Raw genomic sequence first — 16,419 nt, forward strand, 5'->3', positions numbered from 1 at the left:
GGATTCGATGCCCTTCGCCAACGTCATCCCCGCGCAGGCGGGGATCCGTCCAGATCCACTATGAAACCTCGACTTGGATGGATCCCGGCCTTCGCCGGGATGACGTCAGAGTTGGCGGACGAAAGCGACTTAAGCCGCCTTCTTGACCTTGTCCTGGTCGGCCTTGGCGACGGGCGAGCTGGCAGCTGCCGCAGCCTTGTCGACGAGGGCCTTGAAGCCCGCCGGATCGTTGATCGCGATATCCGACAGAACCTTGCGATCGACCTCGATGCCGAGGTTCGTCAGGCCGTTGATGAAGCGGCCGTAGGTCAGGCCGTGCTCGCGGACAGCGGCGTTGATGCGCTGGATCCAGAGCGCGCGGAAATTGCGCTTGCGACGCTTGCGATCGCGATAAGCGTACTGCTGCGCTTTCTCGACAGCCTGCTTAGCGACGCGGATCGTATTTTTGCGACGGCCGTAATAGCCCTTCGCGGCCTTGATTACTTTCTTGTGCTTGGCGTGGGCGGTAACGCCACGTTTGACGCGAGCCATGGGAGAAAACTCCTGGAATTAGTGCTTCAAGAAGAGAGAGTCTTTGCTGGGTGCTTGCGGCCCCCTACGGGGAGCCTGCCGCAAGCACCGGCGAGATCTCAGCGGTTGTAGGGCATGTATTTCTTGACGATCTTCGCGTCAGAATCGTTCAGCACGCCTGTGCCGCGCGCCTTCTGAATGAATTTCGCCGTGCGCTTGATCATGCCGTGACGCTTACCGGCCTGGGCTGCAACAACCTTGCCCGTGCCGGTCATCTTGAAGCGCTTTTTGGCGCCGCTCTTAGTCTTCATCTTAGGCATTTTGCTTGTCCTTAGTTCTCGCTCACGGGCCCGCCGGATGCTGGCGCTTGCGCGCTTTACATCCTGGCCCTCCGCGGGGGCGGCGTTCGGCGCCGGGCCGCCTTGTGGCCCCGGACCAAAAGGTCCGAAGTCCGGAGGCGAGCTTGGAGGCGCTCAAATGCCCTGGCTCGTTTCCGAGCCGAAGTGCCGGTGCATTGCTGCTCCAGCACTCTCAGCCGTTGCGACACGGCTGGTCCTGCGAAGGGTGCTTTTTGCGGTTTCCGCTTGTTTTTCAAAAGCATAAGAACCGCCACGGCATGCCTCGCCGGGCGGCTCTAGGCGGGGTTATAGGGGAGGCATCGGGAATTCGCAACATTTTCGGTAGCGTTGCGAAAAATGCAACGCGCGGAAGGATTTCGCCGGAGACCCGCGAAATTCTCATTAGTTAGATTAGAACCAAGTACAGGGTTAATACGTTGTTAAGTGCGCCGATGCGCCAGGGAGACGGGCCGTGAAGCAAATCATCGATCAGATCGTCAATTTGCTCCAACAGGGCATCACGGCCATTTTCAAGTTCGTCGAACTCGTTTGGCAATGGTCGTTCGGCCAGATGTTCGAGATCTTTCAATCGAACTGGCAGTCTCTGCCGGTTTGGAAAATCGCGATTCTGGCGGTCGTCGTCATCGCCATCATCTACGTGCTCTATCGCGGCTTCTTCCAGCTTTGGGCGGCGGCGGAACAGATCTTCAAAGCGTTTGTCGAACTGCTGATGGTGCTCGTCTCCATCCTGCCCTACGTGCTGATCGCCGGCCTGATCGCCGCGGGCGGCAGCTACATCATTCAGCACGTCAACTTCTAAGCGGGATCTCGTAAGCGGGATCAGCTCGACGATGCCGATTGCAATTCGGTTTCCGCGTCGGCGGGAGCATTCGTGTTCTTGCTGAACACGATGCGGCTGCGGACGTAGTAGAGCGACACGAAGCAGATCAGCACCGAGATCGTTTTCCCGTCGATGGGCGGGAGATTCATTTCGTGCACCGTCAGCCAGATCACGCCCGCTGTTAGAAGAAGACCAAGGAACGATGTCCCTGCGAATTCCATGAAGACGCGATGATTGGATTTGTGGGACATGTCGTGATTGAAGACGAAGGTCCTCGTCAGGGCGTAGTTCACGACCATTCCGACTGTATATGCGATGACGCTCTGCAGAATAGGCAGTCCGAAGACGTATGTGAGTGAGAGGAAGATCGTGTAGTCGACGACGGTTGAGCCCAGGTTGACGCCGAGATAGAGCAAGGCATGACGAAGCTTAGGGTTCATTCGAAAGACCTTCTGGCGACCGATTGGCCAACGATGCGATACCTAAAGCGGACTGACAAGCGGACAGCTGTATCTTGGGAAACAGGAATGATTTTTTGTGCGGGCAGCTACTCGTCGAACGCAGTTTTTTAGGCCGATTTCAATGCGTCCGGTCATGCGCCAAATGGACCTCGACCGAGTCTTCTCGCGCAGCGATGCCGGAATTCATCAGCAAATTCGTGCTTACCGCTGATTGCGTCTCCTTCGCCGCCGTTGACTGGCGCGGGCATTGGGTTGTGGCAAGTTAAGCTCGCCCCTGAAGTGCGACTATCCTCAAGAGGCTGCTCATGAGACTCGATCCGTTCATCGCGGCGATTTTCTTTCTTGCGGCGCTTCCCACCGCCGCCATCAGCCTGCGTTCCGCCACCGGTTGGCGTGCCGGTGTCGTATTCGCGGCGTTCTATCCGGCGCTGGTCTTGCTGGTCGGCATTCTGATGATCGCGGCGTTCATTTCACTCGCCGCACTCGGTTTGGTCGACCTCGATTGACCTCGCCGTCAGTCGCTGAAGCTCAGGCCGCGCAGCGTTTCGTGGGGAACAGCGCGCGGGGGCTTCGACGTGCGACGTCCGTTGCATCATCGTCAGCTCACGGATCAGAGTCATGTACCACATCGTTCATGTCGGTTTGAACAGCGCGGCTTTGAAGCAGCTCGACGACCTGCGTCAGGCGTTTCCAAATCTCTACAATCGCCAGGATATTCTTTTGCAGCTTCTCGAAGAGGCGCACCAGAAATATTCGAAAAGCGCCTCGAAGCCGAAGCTGCAGATCGCGGCGTAATTACAGAGTCTTAGAGCGCTCAATCCAATTGCAAGCCGCTGGGTAAACGAGGCACCTCCTGCGTTAATGCGGTTTACACAAAGATTACAATTCTCCCTATGCAGCCTGTCCTTATTCGGAGTTCATTCAGCCGTAGGCAACGACGGTTGCTCGCACGCTCGCTCGCGTGCTGTTCGTTTGGATAAGCGGAGATGAACATGCGTATTGCACCATTGGCAGCATCCGTCGTTGCGATCGGTTTGTCTGCGGCGGGCACTTCTTCACAAGCCGCTCAGCTCGCACCGCTAAAGGGAATACAAGCAAGCCAATCACTTGCGACGCCGGTTGCTGTTCGCCGGTACTGCTGGCGCTGGCGCAATATCTGCGCAAGCCGCTGGGGTTGGGGCGGCCCGCGTTTCCGCCGCTGCATGTGGCGTCACGGATGCTGATGTTCATTTGACTGCGTGCGCGGCGTCAAAGAACGATGCCGCGCATCTCATATTTGCTTGTTCGCCCGCCGCAGACGGGTCGCGAGAAGGCTCATAACGCGGAGCGCGAATTCGGGATCGTCGCGGACGACGGCGAGAAACGCGGGCTTATCGATCGCGACAACTTCTGTCGGTTCAGCGGCCATTGCGGCCGCGCTTCGCGGACCATCATCGATCAACGCCATCTCGCCGAAAATGCCGCCGGCCTGGACGTTTTCCAGCACTATCCCATAGGTGATGACGTCAACCCGGCCTGACCGCACCATGTACATGGCGTCGCCCGGATCTTCCTCGAGGAAGATTTTTTCGCCGGCCTCGAAATGGCGGTAGGGCGCGCCAATGCGGTCGAGTATCGAGAAATCAAAAGGCCGGTCATCGCTCATGCGGCCGCTCCCCCGAAGACTTCCGTCAGTCGGGCAAAGCTAGAACCGTCCGTGTGCGAGAGCAAGCCTGCCAGGCGGCGCCGTAATCGGGCGAGGGCCGGCGCGGGCAGAGGTTGACAAGGGCGGGGCGGAAAACCCCGCCGCAGTCATTTCATTGACGTCATTTGGGAGCGAGCACCATGACCATCTGCCGGCCTTCGAAGCGTGGTTCGCTTTCGACCTTGGAGATGGACTCGGTGTCGGCTTTCACGCGCTGCAGGACGGCCATGCCAAGCTGAGAGTGCGCCATTTCACGGCCGCGGAAGCGCAGCGTTATCTTGACCTTGTCGCCTTCTTCGAAGAACCGCTTAATCGCCCGCATCTTCACGTCGTAGTCGTGATCATCGATGCCCGGACGCATCTTGATCTCTTTCAACTCAACGATTTTCTGATTTTTACGGGCCTCGGCGGCCTTCTTCTGTTCTTGGAATTTGAACTTGCCGAAGTCGAGGATCTTGCAGACCGGCGGTTCCGCGTCGGGCGAAATTTCCACGAGGTCTAGTCCGACCTCTTCGGCGCGGGCAAGTGCATCGAATTTTGCAATGACGCCGACGTTCTGGCCTGTCTCATCGATGAGACGGACTTCTCGGGCCCGAATTTGGTCGTTGATGCGGGGCCCTGAGTTTTCCCGGCTCTGAGGCTCGGGTCGCATTGGTTTACGGATGGTTCAACTCCTTATGTGGTTCCAATTATTGACCGAAGGCGGATTCCCGGCCCAGTCAGCGGCGAACATGGGAAAGAACGGGCTCTCAAGTCAAGCGTGACGCGTGAGCAAAATTGCCAAAAGGCGTGCCTTCGCCCATTTTCCGAACACTTTCCCGTCCTCGCGGCGCTTTTTGGCGGGGCAAATGGCCCTCAGCGCCAATGCTTCGCTATCCAGGGCGTCGGCAGCACGTACTTATAGGATTTCTTCCACGCCGCATTGACGGGCCAAATTCCGTCGCGCGCTTCATCCGGATCGGGCTTGCCGTGGAACGCTACGACCTTTGCTTTCGGCGGGAGCCGAGGCGGGATGAAAAAATTCAGGGGCCAACTCGGCAGCAGCGAGTGTTTGAAGCTCAGGCACCATTCGGGGGGGAAGAAAACGACGTCTTCGCTCTCGGCGGAAATATATTGTTGTTCAATCCGGTAGCGGCGCAAAATGGCTTCGGGGTCAGCGTTGAACGTATCGAAGATGTGAGACATCTTGCCGACAGGGAACCGATAGATCGACGTATTGCCGACGCGCTCGTTGGGTTGGGTCCAGTTCTGGGCAACGCAAAAACGCCCTGGCTCGAAGTCGAAGAAGCCGTCTATCGATCCAGTGATGACAACGTCGAGATCAAAAAACAGTACGTCGCCTTCGAGATCGTGAAGCGGGTATTGCCAGAGCGATAGCTTCCGCCACGGCGTCGTAAATTCGCGCGCGGGCAAGTTGATCGGGGGAAGAGGCGCAATTTGCACCCAGGGATCGACCCCTTTCGCATCGTCAGTGAAACAGATGAGGCGGGTTTCCCGCTGCGTATTGCGGCGGATCATCGATGCCAAGCGGTTGAGGTATTCGATGCCGTATCGCGTACCCCATTTAATACAGATTATTGTTTGCATCGTCCCGCTTTTGACACTTAAGGCCACGTCCCCGTGGTTTTGATCCACCCAACTGGATCCTTGTTATCGGAAGTTTGGAGGACGCAAAAGCGCGCACAGCGAACCTTCCGACAATTAGTGTCAGTATCGGTAATAGCGGTGGGGATTATGTCGGGCCTGTTCAACCGGGCATTGCGCAAAATGTTCTTTGCAAGACGAAGGCGTTCAATGGGGAGCTGACGGTCCCAGCTTTTCCACGAAAATTTCCGTCGCGCACTGTCACGGAGGAGGCCCGACGGCGTCATTTTGCATCGATCAAGCGCTGGTAAACGGCCAGCGTTTTCGACGTCAGCTGGTCCAACGTGAAGCGGCTCCGAACGTTGGCCGCTCCCCGTTCACCATGCGCCTTGCGCTTCTCGGCCGGCCACTTGAGCATTGTTTCGATCGCATCGGCGACGGCCACCGGATCAGCGTATGGGACGCGCAAACCGGACGCTTTATCGGGTGAGACGTCGGGTTCCGTCAGCGCCACTTCGCGGCCGGGGCCCGTATCCGAGACGATGATCGGAACGCCCATCGCTTGAGATTCGATGGCGACGCGCGGAAGGCCTTCCTGCTCGGAAATATTGAGGGCGATATCGCTGATCCCGTAAGCGGCCGCGATGTCGCGCACGTGTCCGGGGAAGCGCAATTGATGCGCGACGCCGAGCTTTTGCGCCTGCGCCTCGAGTTCCGCTTTGAAGGCCGGTTTTTCGACCTCGCCCGCCAAGACACAGACGACGTCCGGCGCGCCGCGTTGTTTCAGAATGCCCAAAGCAGAGACCAGATAATGCTGGGCTTTGCGCGGCGTGATGCGGCCTGCGAGGATCAGGACTGGCTTGCTGCCGTCTGCATCCAGCAACTTTCGGACAGCAGCCAATCTTTCGGGCGTCAGCAGCGCGGGATCGAAAACAGCTCCATCGAAAGCCCGATGAATGATGGCGATGCGCTTCTCGGGCGTATGGTAGCGGGTGCGGATGAGGTGCGCCATGTAGTCCGAAACCGCAATCACGGTATCGCTGCGCGCCATGACGCTATTGTAGAAATTCTTCAGCCGGGTTTTTTCGGAATATTCGGAATGGTAGGTTGTCACGAAAGGCGTGCTGGTGCGCCGCGCAGCATAAAGGGCGCTCCAGGCTGGTGCGCGGCTTCGCGCATGAATGATCGAGACGTTTTCGCGACGGATGATGTCAGCGAGCTGCCGCGCGTTCTTCAAGAGAACGACTGGGTTCTTGGTGGCGAGTGGCATGGGAATATGCTCACCGCCGGCGGCAACGATCTGATCGACCATCGGGCCGCCCGCGGATGCGACGAGAGCGCGATGTCCGTTTTTGACGAGTGCGGTTGCTATCTGCAAGCAGCCGAGTTCGGCGCCGCCTGCGCGCATGCGAGGAATGACTTGCAGCACCGTCAAAGTGTTTTTCATTTCAGCTCATCAATCGGAGTCGTTGAGGCCAACGATGGACAGTCCCTATAAGATTCCAGCAGCGGAACCGCAAATGCTTCCTGTCGGGAGAGGCGCGGAGGCGCGGGAAATCCCCTTTATCGCGCAGCATCCGGCGAAATCCGCCGGGCCAGGTCTTTTCTGGCTCTCGGGCTTCATGTCGGACATGGCTGCGACGAAAGCCACAGCAATGGCTCAATGGGCGGCTGAGCATAATCTCGCGTCGACGCGGTTTGATTATTCCGGTCATGGAATTTCCGCGGGGCGCATCGAAGATGGAACGATCGGGCGGTGGCTCGAAGAAGCCGAGGCTGTCTTCTCAGAGGTCACCCGTGGTCCGCAGATCGTCATCGGTTCGAGCATGGGCGGGCATATCGCGCTACTGCTCTTGCGAAAACTTTTGCGAGAGCGCCCGGACGAGGCGGCGCGGATCAAAGCGCTCGTTCTCATCGCGCCCGCCTGGGACATGACGGAAGAACTGATGTGGAAGCGGTTTTCCGATGAGGTTCGCCGCGAAATCATGGAGCGTGGATTTTTCAAGCAACAGTCCGCTTATGCGGAGCCCTATACGATCACGCGACGCCTCATCGAAGATGGTCGCGAACATCTTTTCGCGCTTCAGCCATTCGATCCGGGACGGCCGGTGGTCATTCTGCAAGGTCTGTTGGATGTCGATGTGCCAGCGTCTCACACGCGCGAACTTACGACGTTCCTGACGGGCGACAGGGTCAAGTTGATTGAGGTTGCCGACGCCGAGCACCGGCTATCGCGGCCGCAAGATCTCGATCTGCTTTTCGACGAAATCAACAAGCTGCTTTAGCGCTATTTATCAATGCTCGTTGAGGCGCCGGGATCGGCAAGCCCATTCTCAATTGCGTCTTCGATGCTCGATGGTCCTGCGGACGCGGCGATGGCTTCCGGAACGACCCAAATGCGAAAGTTCTGCGTCGCGAGGCCATTGTCGCAGAGGAGGGCACCCCCTTCGCTCCGGCAGCTCTTGTCGGCCGGAACCGTATAGGCTCCAGCGGAAGCGCCGCGGCTTTCGCCGACCTCGATCACTTCGATACGCGCGTCAGGATCGATCGAAACGGCGCGATAGACGCACGCCGATTTTCCGGCACAGGAATCCGCCGTCGATTCCTCCGTCGTCGGCAATGCGACCGCCTGAGTGCGCGGCATGCTGACGGCCGGCGCTTCGATGCCATTCGAAATCCAGCAGCGGTCGTCGATGCAAATAATCGGGTCGGGCTTGAAACCGAGCGCCGCGTCATTCGTGTCGAGCACAAGCAGCACGGTGGCGGGCGCTGAGCCGGGCTTCGGAGCCTCGGCCACAATCATCCGCTCGTTTTCCGGTTTCGATGGGACAGCTGCGGCGACGGGCACAGGTGCGGGTTGTTTTTCGGCGACCGGGCTAACAGCCGGCGGCGGCGCGGGAACAGGGGCAGCGGCGACTGGGACTGCGGCGATTGGGGCAATGGGAGCGGGTGCAGCGGGCTCAGCGGCAACCTGCCGGGAGCGGGCTTCCTGCTTCAGGCGATTAGCCTCTTCGGCGCCCGCCCGGCTCAGCATATCCGCTTCATAATCGGCGTCGGGCTTAGCCGCTGCTGGCGCCAGCTTCACCGATGGCTTCGGTGCTGGTTTTGGTGTTGGCTTTGCGGCTGGTTCGTCGCTCGCACCGGAGAATTTCTGTGCAATCGCCTGTGCCGGATCGACGGGGTCGGCATGAACGCCAAGCGCGGAGGTCATCACCGCCAACGTCGCTACAAAGAGCACTTTGATCGCCATGGGAAAGCTCGTGGTCCCGCTCGCATCGGCGCTCCCGAGGGTGCGCAACCGCTCACGTCTTTATCCTCTATTCTGGCGGAATGGCGGAAAACGTGTGACCGAACGCTAAAAAGCCGTTGGCTAGAGTCCCGCGATGGATTTCAGTCCTTCGACGTAGGTGGGATAGGCAAGTTTGACGCCGAGCTCCGCCTTCATGCGGGCGTTCGAGACCTTCTTGTTTTCGATATAGAAACTTCGCGCCGTGGACGACAGATCGGCATCGTCGGCATCGGTTGCGGGCGGGCAGGGCAAGCCCAACAGCTCGGCGCCATAGGCGATTACGTCCTGGGGCGGTGCCGGAAGGTCGTCCGTCACGTTGAAGATATGCACGCCGGGCTGAAGATCGATGCTCGCTTCGACCGCGGTCGCAATATCCTCGACGTGGACGCGATTGGTGAGCTGACCAGGCTTGAATATGCGCCGTGCAGTGCCTGCTTTCAGTTGATCGATGGCGCTGCGGCCAGGGCCATAAATTCCAGGCAGGCGATAGATGACGAGGGTTTTTCCGGATGCGTTCGCGAGTTCGATCCAGCCGTTCTCTGCTTTGACGCGGCGCTGTCCACGGATGGTTCCGGGGCGCGTCTCCGTCGTTTCGTCCACCCAGCCGCCCGCTGCATCGCCGTAGACCCCGACGGTCGAGAAGTATCCGATCCAGCGAATGGAAGGGCTCGCGGCAATCGCATCGCCGTAGCATCTCAAGGCCGGATCGCCTTCAGCATCGGGGGGAATAGATAGCAGCACATGCGTCGCGCTTTGCAGTGCATCGGCGACGTCGTGCAGAGCTTCCCTCCCGTCGAAAAGGAAGGGCTCGAAGCCCTGCTCGACGAGGCGCTCAACTTTTTCGGCGTGCGCGGTCGTGCCGGCGACCGTCCACCCTTCCTCTATTAGCCGCCGTCCGAGTTCGGTGGCGCAGTATCCCAGTCCGAAACAGAAGAGCCGGCTCATGCTAGCGGAGTTCCTCAATTGGCAAAGTCCATTCGGCGGCGACCTCGGTGTCGTGCTCGCGAGCCTCGTAGCGCTTTCGCAGAGCATCGATCTCGGCGTCACTCGCAAGCCGGCGAGATGCCCAGATCGCCATCGCGCGGACGAGTGCGGAGTTATCTTCCAGCAGGGGTTCGATAAGGGCAAGGAGGGATCGATCGCCCGAATTGCCGGAAGCGATCAGCGTATTGCGGACGACGCGGTCGCGTCCCGTCCGTTTGATCGGCGTGCCCGCGAAGCGCAAGCGAAATGCGGTATCATCGAGCGCGAGCAGTTCGGCAAGGGGAGGATTGTCCGTTTCGGGGCGCGCCGCGTAGCGGATCTCGGTCGCGGCGCTCGCGAATTTATTCCACGGACAGACGGCGGCGCAGTCATCGCAACCGAACACGCGATTTCCGATGGGCCCGCGAAATTCAGCTGCGATATGGCCTTTGTGCTCGATCGTCAGGTAGGCGATGCAGCGCCTCGCGTCCAGCTGGTAGGGCGCGGGAAAGGCGTTCGTCGGACAGACGTCGAGACATCGCCGGCACGAACCGCAATGGTCCTCGGTGCCTGCATCGGGTTCGAGTTCGGCCGTCGTCAATACGGCGCCGAGAAAGAGCCAGTTACCATGCTGGCGGGAAACCAATATCGTGTGCTTGCCTTGCCAGCCGAGTCCGGCTTTCGCGGCGAGCGGCTTTTCCATCAGCGGCGCGGTATCGACGAAGACTTTGACTTCGGCGCCCGATTGCTCGGAAAACGAACGTGCCAGCGACTTGATCTTTTTCTTCAGAACGTCGTGGTAATCGCGGCCTTTGGCGTAGACCGAAATCGCAGCGTTCGATCGATCGCGAAGGGCGTCGAGTGGATTGTCGGGCGGCGCGTACGATTGTCCGAAGATGATGGCGCTCTTCGCGTCCGGCCACAGCCGAAGCGGACCCGCGCGCCGATCGGCATGGGTTTCCATCCAGTCCATGTCGCCGTGGCGGTTCTCGCTCAGGAAGTGCGCGAGCCGAGCGGTCAGATCCGAGTCGTCGGCCAAGCGCGCAATGCCGACGGCGTCGAGCCCAAGCTTCGCTGCTTCAGCGCGGATCATCCCGCCAAGAGCGGAACTGGAATTTTGGGTTTCGGACATACGAGCGATTTAGAAATCGAGGTCGGAATAGGCAAGGGGCGGCGCCGTTCCCGGAACGCGGTCGCCGAGCAAGGCCCGGAAGGACGGCCGGGATTTCATTCGCTGATACCAGACTTTGACTGTCGGATAGTCATTCCACGGTATCTCTCCCAGGTAGTCTACGGTCGAAATTTGAGCTGCGGCAGCAAAATCGGCAAAGCTCAGCTCGTCGCCGCCGATCCAGCGCCGGGTGTCGGCGAGATAGCCGGTGTAGGACAGATGATATTTAAGGTTAGCGCGAACGGCACGCAGGATGCCCGGATCAGGCGCGACGGGGCCTGATGGGCGCATCGAGCTGTAGACCTTCTCGATGAGAAGCTCTCTCGTCACCTCGCGATCGAACTTGCCGTGATACCAGTCGATGAGGCGGCGGATCTCCGCGCGATCCTCCCGGTTGCCCGGAATGAGCGGAGGGGGACCTGGCGCAATCGTCGTCGCGCTCGGCAGCACCTCTTCGGCGACGAATTCAGAGATCGAATACGCGCCGCATAGCGTCAGGCCATTCTCGAATTCGAGAACCGGCATCTCGCCTGCGGGGTTCTTCGCAAGAAAACTTTGGCGCCATTCCCAGGGATTTTCATCAAGAAGCTGAACTTCGACGCCGTATTCGGCAAGCGCCAATCGAATGGACCGAGATCGCGGGCATAGGCGGTACTGCGTAAGTCGCGGGGGCATAGGATTCCTGTGCTGCTGACGGCGGCACTATACACCCGCTGTCGTCGATTCGATGGCAACTCGGCCAAACGACCTCTTTGGCATCGCAACAATTTCTGTTAACGCTCGGCCGCTTTCGAGCGCGCGAAGGAGCACTGATGGAAACGTGGCAAGTCGTATTGCTCGGACTGATCGAAGGCTTGACGGAATATCTACCCGTTTCCTCGACGGCGCACCTTCTTCTTACCGAGCAGCTCATGGGGGTCACCTCGGCAGGGCGCACCTTCGAGGTGCTGATCCAGCTCGGCGCAATCCTCGCTCTCCTCACCGTCTATGCCGGCAAACTTTGGCACATCGCGCTCGATTTTCCGACCAGCGCGACAACGCGACGTTTCGTTTTTGCGGTGTTGGTCGCCTTCCTGCCGGCCGTTGTCATCGGCGTCATGGCGCATCGGATCATCAAGGAAGTTCTTTTTGAATCGCCGTTGATCATGTGCACGGCGTTGGTCGTCGGCGGGATCATTCTGCTTGCCGTCGATCGGATCAAGTACAAGCCGCGGTTCACCAATGTGATGGACATTCCGCCGACGACGGCACTGATCATCGGCTTTGCCCAGTGTCTCGCCATGATCCCGGGTGTTTCGCGATCCGGGTCGACGATCGTCTCGGCGGTGCTGCTCGGCGCCGACAAGCGTACGGCTGCGGAATTCTCGTTTTTTCTGGCGATGCCGACGATGACCGGTGCGTTCGCCTACGATCTTTACAAGAACTGGTCGATTTTAACGCCTGACGACGTGAGCCACATCGTGCTCGGATTTATCGCAGCGTTCGTCACGGGCGTGATCGTGGTTCGCTACATGCTCGATTTCATATCGCGGCGCGGATTATCGTTCTTCGGGTGGTGGCGGTTGCTGGTCGGTGGCATCGGACTGGGCGTGATCGCAGTCCTGCACTGACGCTTCTATCGATTGCGCTTGGTTTATCGATTGGGCTCGGGGACTCGCGTTCTTCGAGCCGGGCCGCCGAGCGCGTCGGGAGCCCGTCAGGCTGCGTGCGAAGTCAGGGGCTTCGTGAGGACGGTCCGGAGTCCTTCGACGTCCTTGGCGCTGCGCAGGCCTTCAAGGGTCGCCGGATCGCGGACAAGCCGGGAAATACGTGCGAGTGCCTTCAGATGGTCGGCGCCTGCGTGCTCGGGCGCCAACAGGAAGAACAGAAGATCGACGGGTTCACCGTCGTGGCTTTCAAATGCAATCGGACGCTCGAGACGCGCGAAGAGGCACGTGATCTTTTTTACCGTCGGCAGTTTGACGTGCGGTATCGCAATCCCACGGCCGAGGCTCGTTGAACTCAGCCTCTCCCTTTGGAGGAGAGCCGCATAGATGTCGGCCGCGGAGGCGCCGGTCAGCGCTTCCGCCTTTTCTGCGAGGATGTGAAGCGCCTGCTTCTTATCTTCAGCCTGGAGACGCGGAATGATCGCGTCGGCGGACAGCATGTCTTCGATATTCATTCAGGCTCCATCCACAATGATATGGCCGTCAATGTGGCCCACCGGGCCAGATATGTACGGCATACACACTGCATTGATTAAAATAAATAAACCGCCCTCAATCTATATGTTCCGGCGGCAAGGCACCGTTCGCCTTCGTCGCCAAAGGAAGATCGGCGTCGATCCACCCAATGTGCCCGTCAGTACGCCGATAAACGACGTTTAATCCCCCGTGGGCAGCGTTCCTGAAAATCATGAAGGACGCTTCCGACAGGTCGAGCTTCAATACAGCTTCGCTCACCGTCATGTGGCCGATGTTCCGCTGGCCTTCGGCGATGATAAGCGGATTCGCGCCGTCCTGCTCCGGCTCATCCTCATCGCTCAGGCTGACTACATAGTCGCGTGCCTCGATGTCGACCCTGCGGCGCGCTGCAGCAGCGGGGGATGTATGGTGCTTGATGCGGCTCTTATACCGCCTGACGCGCGTCTCCAAGCGATGGGCTGCGGCATCGACGGCGCTATAGGCGTCGCCGCCTTCGCCGTGCGCTTCGAGCAGAAGGCCGCTCGAGAAATGGACCGTGCAAGAGGTCTTGAAGACTTCGCGCTCGCGTTCGAGGCGGATGTGGCCGTCTACTTCACGCGCCAGAAATTTCTGGAGAACACCGCGAATTTTGTCGCCAGCGTATGTCTGGAAGGCGTCGCCGATTTCGAGATTTTTACCAGTGATTTGGAGGGTCATGAAAATGCCTGTTCTGCACTTACCGAGGCTGAGTTTGCCGTTACCGAGCGTAATGCTCCGAGGTTCCGACCTGCCTTTCTTTAACCTCGGGTGCGTGTGACCGACACCAACCCAGGCTCTTGATGAATAAGAGTTAGGCTCCCCATTGCGCCCTGTCAAATCACGCTTTGAACTCGAATGTTACGAAAATATTTCGAAGGTTCAGTGGGTTAGGCCGCGCGTTTCACGCGAAGTCGCCCAGACGTTCAACGAGTTTCTTGTCGCGCCGGCGCTGTACGGACGAGGGAATGCGCATGGCCTCGCGATATTTCGCGACCGTCCGCCGCGCGATCTCGATGCCCTCGCCGCGTAAGCGGTCGACGAGCTGATCGTCGGAGAGCACATCGTCGGCGCTTTCGGCGTCGATCAGCTGCTTGATCCGGTGGCGGACCGATTCAGACGAGTGGGCTTCGCCGTCGGCGGCCGAGGCGATGGCCGACGTGAAGAAGTACTTGAGTTCGAATATGCCCCGGGGCGTCGCGATATACTTGTTCGACGTCACGCGCGAGACGGTCGACTCGTGCATGGAGATGGCGTCGGCGATGACCTTCAGGTTGAGCGGCCGCAAATACTGGACGCCGTACATGAAGAAGCTGTCTTGCTGGCGCACGATTTGCTCTGCGACCTTGAGGATTGTGCGTGCACGCTGATCCAAGCTCTTCACGAGCCAATTGGCCGTCTGCAGACAATCGAAGATATAGCCCTTGTCGCGCTCGTTGGTCGTCGTTTTGGCGATGCGCGTGTAATACGAGCGATTGACCAGAACGCGCGGCAGAGTGTCGCTATTCAGTTCGACGTGCCAGCCGCCGTCGGCAGCCGCGCGCACGATGACATCCGGCACGACCGGCTGAAGCTGGACAGAACCGAATTTGAGGCCGGGTTTCGGGTTGAGCCGTTTAATCTCGCGGATCATATCGGCGAGCTCGTCCATATCGATGCCGATCGCCCTTTTCAGGGCGGGGATATTGCGGCTGGCAAGTAGATCAAGGTTGGCCAGGAGCTGCGCCATCAATGGATCGTAGCGATTCTGCTCTTTGAGCTGGAGCGCGAGGCACTCGGCGAGAGACCGGGCGAAGATACCGGGCGGATCGAACGTCTGCAGTTTGCCCAATACGCTTTCGACCAATTCGAGCGGTGCGCCAAGGCGCTGCGAGAGCGCCTCGAGGTCTGCGGGGATGTAGCCGGCTTCGTCGACGAGATCGATCAGGTATTGGCCGATCAGCCGCTCGACGGGATCCTTAACGGTCAACGGCAATTGAGCGCTCAAGTGATCCCTGAGCGAAACTTGGTTGGCGACGTAATCCTCAAGATCGTTATCTCCGTCGCCGCCGTTATGCATGCGTTGGGAGACGTTGGCCCAGCTCATGCCCGTCGTGGGTCCGGAAGGCGAGCCCGGTTCGCCTGTTCCCGGCTCCTGGAAGACGTTGCCGAAATCGACATCAAGGCCGCCGGTATGGTCGCTGACGGGCTCTCTGAGATCGAGCCAGCGGTCGTCGGCGGCGCGTTCTTCGGCGCGTTCAAGCACGGCATCGTCGGCCGGCTTGGCGTTGGCGGGGTCGTCGCGCTCGAGCAGGGGATTGCGTTCGAGTTCGGAGTCGACGAATTCCGTCAGTTCGAGATTGGACAGCTGAAGTAGACGGATCGCCTGCTGCAGCTGCGGCGTCATTACCAGCTGCTGGCCTTGTCTCAGCTCTAATTTTGCTGAAAGCGCCATGCGCTAATCCGTTGCTCCGTTTCGATAAAATCGGAGCCACTTATACTCATCGCGTGTTAACGAACATATCGCCAAGGTAGACCCGCCGGACATCTTCATTCGATATGATTTCAGAAGGTTTGCCCTGTGTCAGAACTTGACCATCGTAAATAATATAAGCGCGATCAATTAGGCTTAATGTTTCACGAACGTTGTGGTCCGTGATCAACACACCAATACCGCGCTCGGTCAAGTGGCGGACCAGTTGCTGGATGTCGCCGACGGCGATCGGGTCGATACCGGCGAAGGGTTCGTCCAGCAACATGAACGACGGCCGGGAGGCGAGCGCGCGGGCAATTTCACAGCGCCGCCGTTCACCGCCCGAGAGCGCCATCGCCGCCGACTTTCTCAGCCGAGTGATGGAAAATTCCTCCAGCAGGCTGTCGAGCTGCTCTTTTCGTGCCTTGCGGTTAGGCTCGATCAGCTCGAGGACGGCCATGATGTTCTGCTCGACCGTCAATCCGCGAAAGATCGATGCTTCCTGCGGAAGATAACCGACGCCAAGGCGGGCCCGCTGATACATCGGCAGCTTGGTCACGTCCTCGCCGTCGATCGTGATGCGGCCCTCGTCGGCAGCGACGAGGCCGGTGATCATGTAGAAGACGGTGGTTTTGCCCGCGCCGTTCGGACCCAATAGGCCGACGGATTCGCCGCGTCCGACCGCCAGGTTCACGCCCTTGACGACCATCCGCTTGCGGTAAGATTTCTTGACATCGAAGGCGGTCAGCCAACCGTCCGCACCGATGGCGTGCGGGTCGTCGGAGGATACGGCTGCGCGTTTAGCGCTGACGCCGTTCGTGTGTTCGCTCGCGCCGTTCGCGGCCGAACCGTTCTTCGATCGCAGGCGAATTGGTAAAGCTTTAAACACCCGATACCTCGCAGCCCTTCGTGCATTGTCGCCGCGGTT

General features: G+C 59.3%; 20 protein-coding genes. 5 read left to right on the top strand and 15 right to left on the bottom strand.

Annotation, left to right across the window (positions count from 1 at the left end):
- Positions 1 to 129 precede the first annotated feature (129 nt).
- Positions 130 to 531 (bottom strand): 50S ribosomal protein L20, encoded by a 402-nt coding sequence (gene rplT, locus AC1DK3_RS10095; protein WP_339081637.1) that lies wholly within the window; start codon positions 529 to 531, stop codon positions 130 to 132.
- Between the two features lie 98 nt (positions 532 to 629).
- Complete coding sequence (rpmI, locus tag AC1DK3_RS10100) at positions 630 to 830, bottom strand: 50S ribosomal protein L35 (RefSeq protein WP_015596609.1); 201 nt, start codon at positions 828 to 830, stop codon at positions 630 to 632.
- A 490-nt stretch (positions 831 to 1,320) separates the two neighbouring features.
- Between rpmI and AC1DK3_RS10105 the strand changes: the two genes are divergently transcribed.
- Positions 1,321 to 1,668: a hypothetical protein gene (locus AC1DK3_RS10105; RefSeq protein ID WP_477192079.1), complete on the top strand. Its 348-nt coding sequence runs from the start codon at positions 1,321 to 1,323 to the stop codon at positions 1,666 to 1,668.
- A gap of 20 nt (positions 1,669 to 1,688) precedes the next feature.
- Here the strand turns inward: AC1DK3_RS10105 and AC1DK3_RS10110 are convergent, their stop codons facing one another.
- Complete coding sequence (locus AC1DK3_RS10110; protein ID WP_477192080.1) at positions 1,689 to 2,129, bottom strand: GtrA family protein; 441 nt, start codon at positions 2,127 to 2,129, stop codon at positions 1,689 to 1,691.
- Positions 2,130 to 2,455: 326 nt separating this feature from the next.
- On the opposite strand from AC1DK3_RS10110, the gene AC1DK3_RS10115 reads away from it, so the two are divergent.
- A complete protein-coding gene (locus tag AC1DK3_RS10115) occupies positions 2,456 to 2,656 on the top strand; it encodes a hypothetical protein (protein ID WP_477192081.1) in 201 nt (66 codons plus the stop codon).
- A 112-nt stretch (positions 2,657 to 2,768) separates the two neighbouring features.
- On the top strand, positions 2,769 to 2,945 hold the full coding sequence (locus AC1DK3_RS10120) for a hypothetical protein (protein ID WP_477192082.1): 177 nt from the start codon (positions 2,769 to 2,771) through the stop codon (positions 2,943 to 2,945).
- A 475-nt stretch (positions 2,946 to 3,420) separates the two neighbouring features.
- Here the strand turns inward: AC1DK3_RS10120 and AC1DK3_RS10125 are convergent, their stop codons facing one another.
- From AC1DK3_RS10125 to AC1DK3_RS10140, 4 genes are all read right to left on the bottom strand, one after another.
- Positions 3,421 to 3,795 (bottom strand): cyclic nucleotide-binding domain-containing protein, encoded by a 375-nt coding sequence (locus AC1DK3_RS10125; RefSeq protein WP_477192083.1) that lies wholly within the window; start codon positions 3,793 to 3,795, stop codon positions 3,421 to 3,423.
- Positions 3,796 to 3,955: 160 nt separating this feature from the next.
- On the bottom strand, positions 3,956 to 4,486 hold the full coding sequence (gene infC, locus AC1DK3_RS10130) for a translation initiation factor IF-3 (RefSeq protein ID WP_477192084.1): 531 nt from the start codon (positions 4,484 to 4,486) through the stop codon (positions 3,956 to 3,958).
- Between the two features lie 203 nt (positions 4,487 to 4,689).
- Positions 4,690 to 5,421, bottom strand: a complete 732-nt coding sequence (locus AC1DK3_RS10135; protein ID WP_477192085.1) for a hypothetical protein — start codon at positions 5,419 to 5,421, stop codon at positions 4,690 to 4,692.
- Between the two features lie 280 nt (positions 5,422 to 5,701).
- Complete coding sequence (locus AC1DK3_RS10140; protein WP_477192086.1) at positions 5,702 to 6,865, bottom strand: glycosyltransferase family 4 protein; 1,164 nt, start codon at positions 6,863 to 6,865, stop codon at positions 5,702 to 5,704.
- Positions 6,866 to 6,938: 73 nt separating this feature from the next.
- Here AC1DK3_RS10140 and AC1DK3_RS10145 point away from each other — a divergent pair, with 73 nt between their 5' ends.
- On the top strand, positions 6,939 to 7,703 hold the full coding sequence (locus AC1DK3_RS10145) for an alpha/beta hydrolase (protein ID WP_477192087.1): 765 nt from the start codon (positions 6,939 to 6,941) through the stop codon (positions 7,701 to 7,703).
- A gap of 2 nt (positions 7,704 to 7,705) precedes the next feature.
- Here AC1DK3_RS10145 and AC1DK3_RS10150 read toward each other — a convergent pair whose 3' ends face one another.
- From AC1DK3_RS10150 to AC1DK3_RS10165, 4 genes are all read right to left on the bottom strand, one after another.
- Positions 7,706 to 8,668: a hypothetical protein gene (locus AC1DK3_RS10150; protein WP_477192088.1), complete on the bottom strand. Its 963-nt coding sequence runs from the start codon at positions 8,666 to 8,668 to the stop codon at positions 7,706 to 7,708.
- 120 nt (positions 8,669 to 8,788) lie between these two features.
- Positions 8,789 to 9,652 carry an SDR family oxidoreductase gene (locus AC1DK3_RS10155; RefSeq protein ID WP_477192089.1) on the bottom strand — a complete coding sequence of 288 codons (864 nt, stop codon included), beginning with the start codon at positions 9,650 to 9,652 and terminating at the stop codon, positions 8,789 to 8,791.
- Position 9,653: 1 nt separating this feature from the next.
- Complete coding sequence (gene queG / locus AC1DK3_RS10160) at positions 9,654 to 10,802, bottom strand: tRNA epoxyqueuosine(34) reductase QueG (RefSeq protein WP_477192090.1); 1,149 nt, start codon at positions 10,800 to 10,802, stop codon at positions 9,654 to 9,656.
- 9 nt (positions 10,803 to 10,811) lie between these two features.
- Positions 10,812 to 11,462, bottom strand: a complete 651-nt coding sequence (locus AC1DK3_RS10165; protein WP_244531021.1) for a glutathione S-transferase family protein — start codon at positions 11,460 to 11,462, stop codon at positions 10,812 to 10,814.
- A gap of 191 nt (positions 11,463 to 11,653) precedes the next feature.
- Between AC1DK3_RS10165 and AC1DK3_RS10170 the strand changes: the two genes are divergently transcribed.
- Positions 11,654 to 12,451 (top strand): undecaprenyl-diphosphate phosphatase, encoded by a 798-nt coding sequence (locus AC1DK3_RS10170; protein ID WP_477192091.1) that lies wholly within the window; start codon positions 11,654 to 11,656, stop codon positions 12,449 to 12,451.
- Between the two features lie 86 nt (positions 12,452 to 12,537).
- Here AC1DK3_RS10170 and AC1DK3_RS10175 read toward each other — a convergent pair whose 3' ends face one another.
- The 4 genes from AC1DK3_RS10175 to lptB form a co-directional block, all read right to left on the bottom strand.
- Positions 12,538 to 13,002, bottom strand: coding sequence for a PTS sugar transporter subunit IIA (locus tag AC1DK3_RS10175; RefSeq protein WP_477192092.1), 465 nt, complete (start codon positions 13,000 to 13,002; stop codon positions 12,538 to 12,540).
- Between the two features lie 97 nt (positions 13,003 to 13,099).
- Positions 13,100 to 13,720 carry a ribosome hibernation-promoting factor, HPF/YfiA family gene (hpf, locus tag AC1DK3_RS10180; protein ID WP_477192093.1) on the bottom strand — a complete coding sequence of 207 codons (621 nt, stop codon included), beginning with the start codon at positions 13,718 to 13,720 and terminating at the stop codon, positions 13,100 to 13,102.
- 223 nt (positions 13,721 to 13,943) lie between these two features.
- Positions 13,944 to 15,473 (bottom strand): RNA polymerase factor sigma-54, encoded by a 1,530-nt coding sequence (rpoN, locus tag AC1DK3_RS10185; protein WP_477192094.1) that lies wholly within the window; start codon positions 15,471 to 15,473, stop codon positions 13,944 to 13,946.
- A gap of 46 nt (positions 15,474 to 15,519) precedes the next feature.
- Complete coding sequence (gene lptB / locus AC1DK3_RS10190) at positions 15,520 to 16,380, bottom strand: LPS export ABC transporter ATP-binding protein (protein WP_477192095.1); 861 nt, start codon at positions 16,378 to 16,380, stop codon at positions 15,520 to 15,522.
- Between the last annotated feature and the right edge of the window lie 39 nt (positions 16,381 to 16,419).

It is taken from the genome of Hyphomicrobium sp. 01T421, from assembly GCF_056398805.1.

Coding starts and splice junctions, on each gene's coding strand:
- rplT (WP_339081637.1), bottom strand. CDS start 531: ATGGCTCGCGTCAAACGTGGCGTTACCGCCCACGCCAAGCACAAGAAA.
- rpmI (WP_015596609.1), bottom strand. CDS start 830: ATGCCTAAGATGAAGACTAAGAGCGGCGCCAAAAAGCGCTTCAAGATG.
- AC1DK3_RS10110 (WP_477192080.1), bottom strand. CDS start 2,129: ATGAACCCTAAGCTTCGTCATGCCTTGCTCTATCTCGGCGTCAACCTG.
- AC1DK3_RS10115 (WP_477192081.1), top strand. CDS start 2,456: ATGAGACTCGATCCGTTCATCGCGGCGATTTTCTTTCTTGCGGCGCTT.
- AC1DK3_RS10120 (WP_477192082.1), top strand. CDS start 2,769: ATGTACCACATCGTTCATGTCGGTTTGAACAGCGCGGCTTTGAAGCAG.
- AC1DK3_RS10125 (WP_477192083.1), bottom strand. CDS start 3,795: ATGAGCGATGACCGGCCTTTTGATTTCTCGATACTCGACCGCATTGGC.
- infC (WP_477192084.1), bottom strand. CDS start 4,486: ATGCGACCCGAGCCTCAGAGCCGGGAAAACTCAGGGCCCCGCATCAAC.
- AC1DK3_RS10135 (WP_477192085.1), bottom strand. CDS start 5,421: ATGCAAACAATAATCTGTATTAAATGGGGTACGCGATACGGCATCGAA.
- AC1DK3_RS10140 (WP_477192086.1), bottom strand. CDS start 6,865: ATGAAAAACACTTTGACGGTGCTGCAAGTCATTCCTCGCATGCGCGCA.
- AC1DK3_RS10145 (WP_477192087.1), top strand. CDS start 6,939: ATGCTTCCTGTCGGGAGAGGCGCGGAGGCGCGGGAAATCCCCTTTATC.
- AC1DK3_RS10150 (WP_477192088.1), bottom strand. CDS start 8,668: ATGGCGATCAAAGTGCTCTTTGTAGCGACGTTGGCGGTGATGACCTCC.
- AC1DK3_RS10155 (WP_477192089.1), bottom strand. CDS start 9,652: ATGAGCCGGCTCTTCTGTTTCGGACTGGGATACTGCGCCACCGAACTC.
- queG (WP_477192090.1), bottom strand. CDS start 10,802: ATGTCCGAAACCCAAAATTCCAGTTCCGCTCTTGGCGGGATGATCCGC.
- AC1DK3_RS10170 (WP_477192091.1), top strand. CDS start 11,654: ATGGAAACGTGGCAAGTCGTATTGCTCGGACTGATCGAAGGCTTGACG.
- AC1DK3_RS10175 (WP_477192092.1), bottom strand. CDS start 13,002: ATGAATATCGAAGACATGCTGTCCGCCGACGCGATCATTCCGCGTCTC.
- hpf (WP_477192093.1), bottom strand. CDS start 13,720: ATGACCCTCCAAATCACTGGTAAAAATCTCGAAATCGGCGACGCCTTC.
- rpoN (WP_477192094.1), bottom strand. CDS start 15,473: ATGGCGCTTTCAGCAAAATTAGAGCTGAGACAAGGCCAGCAGCTGGTA.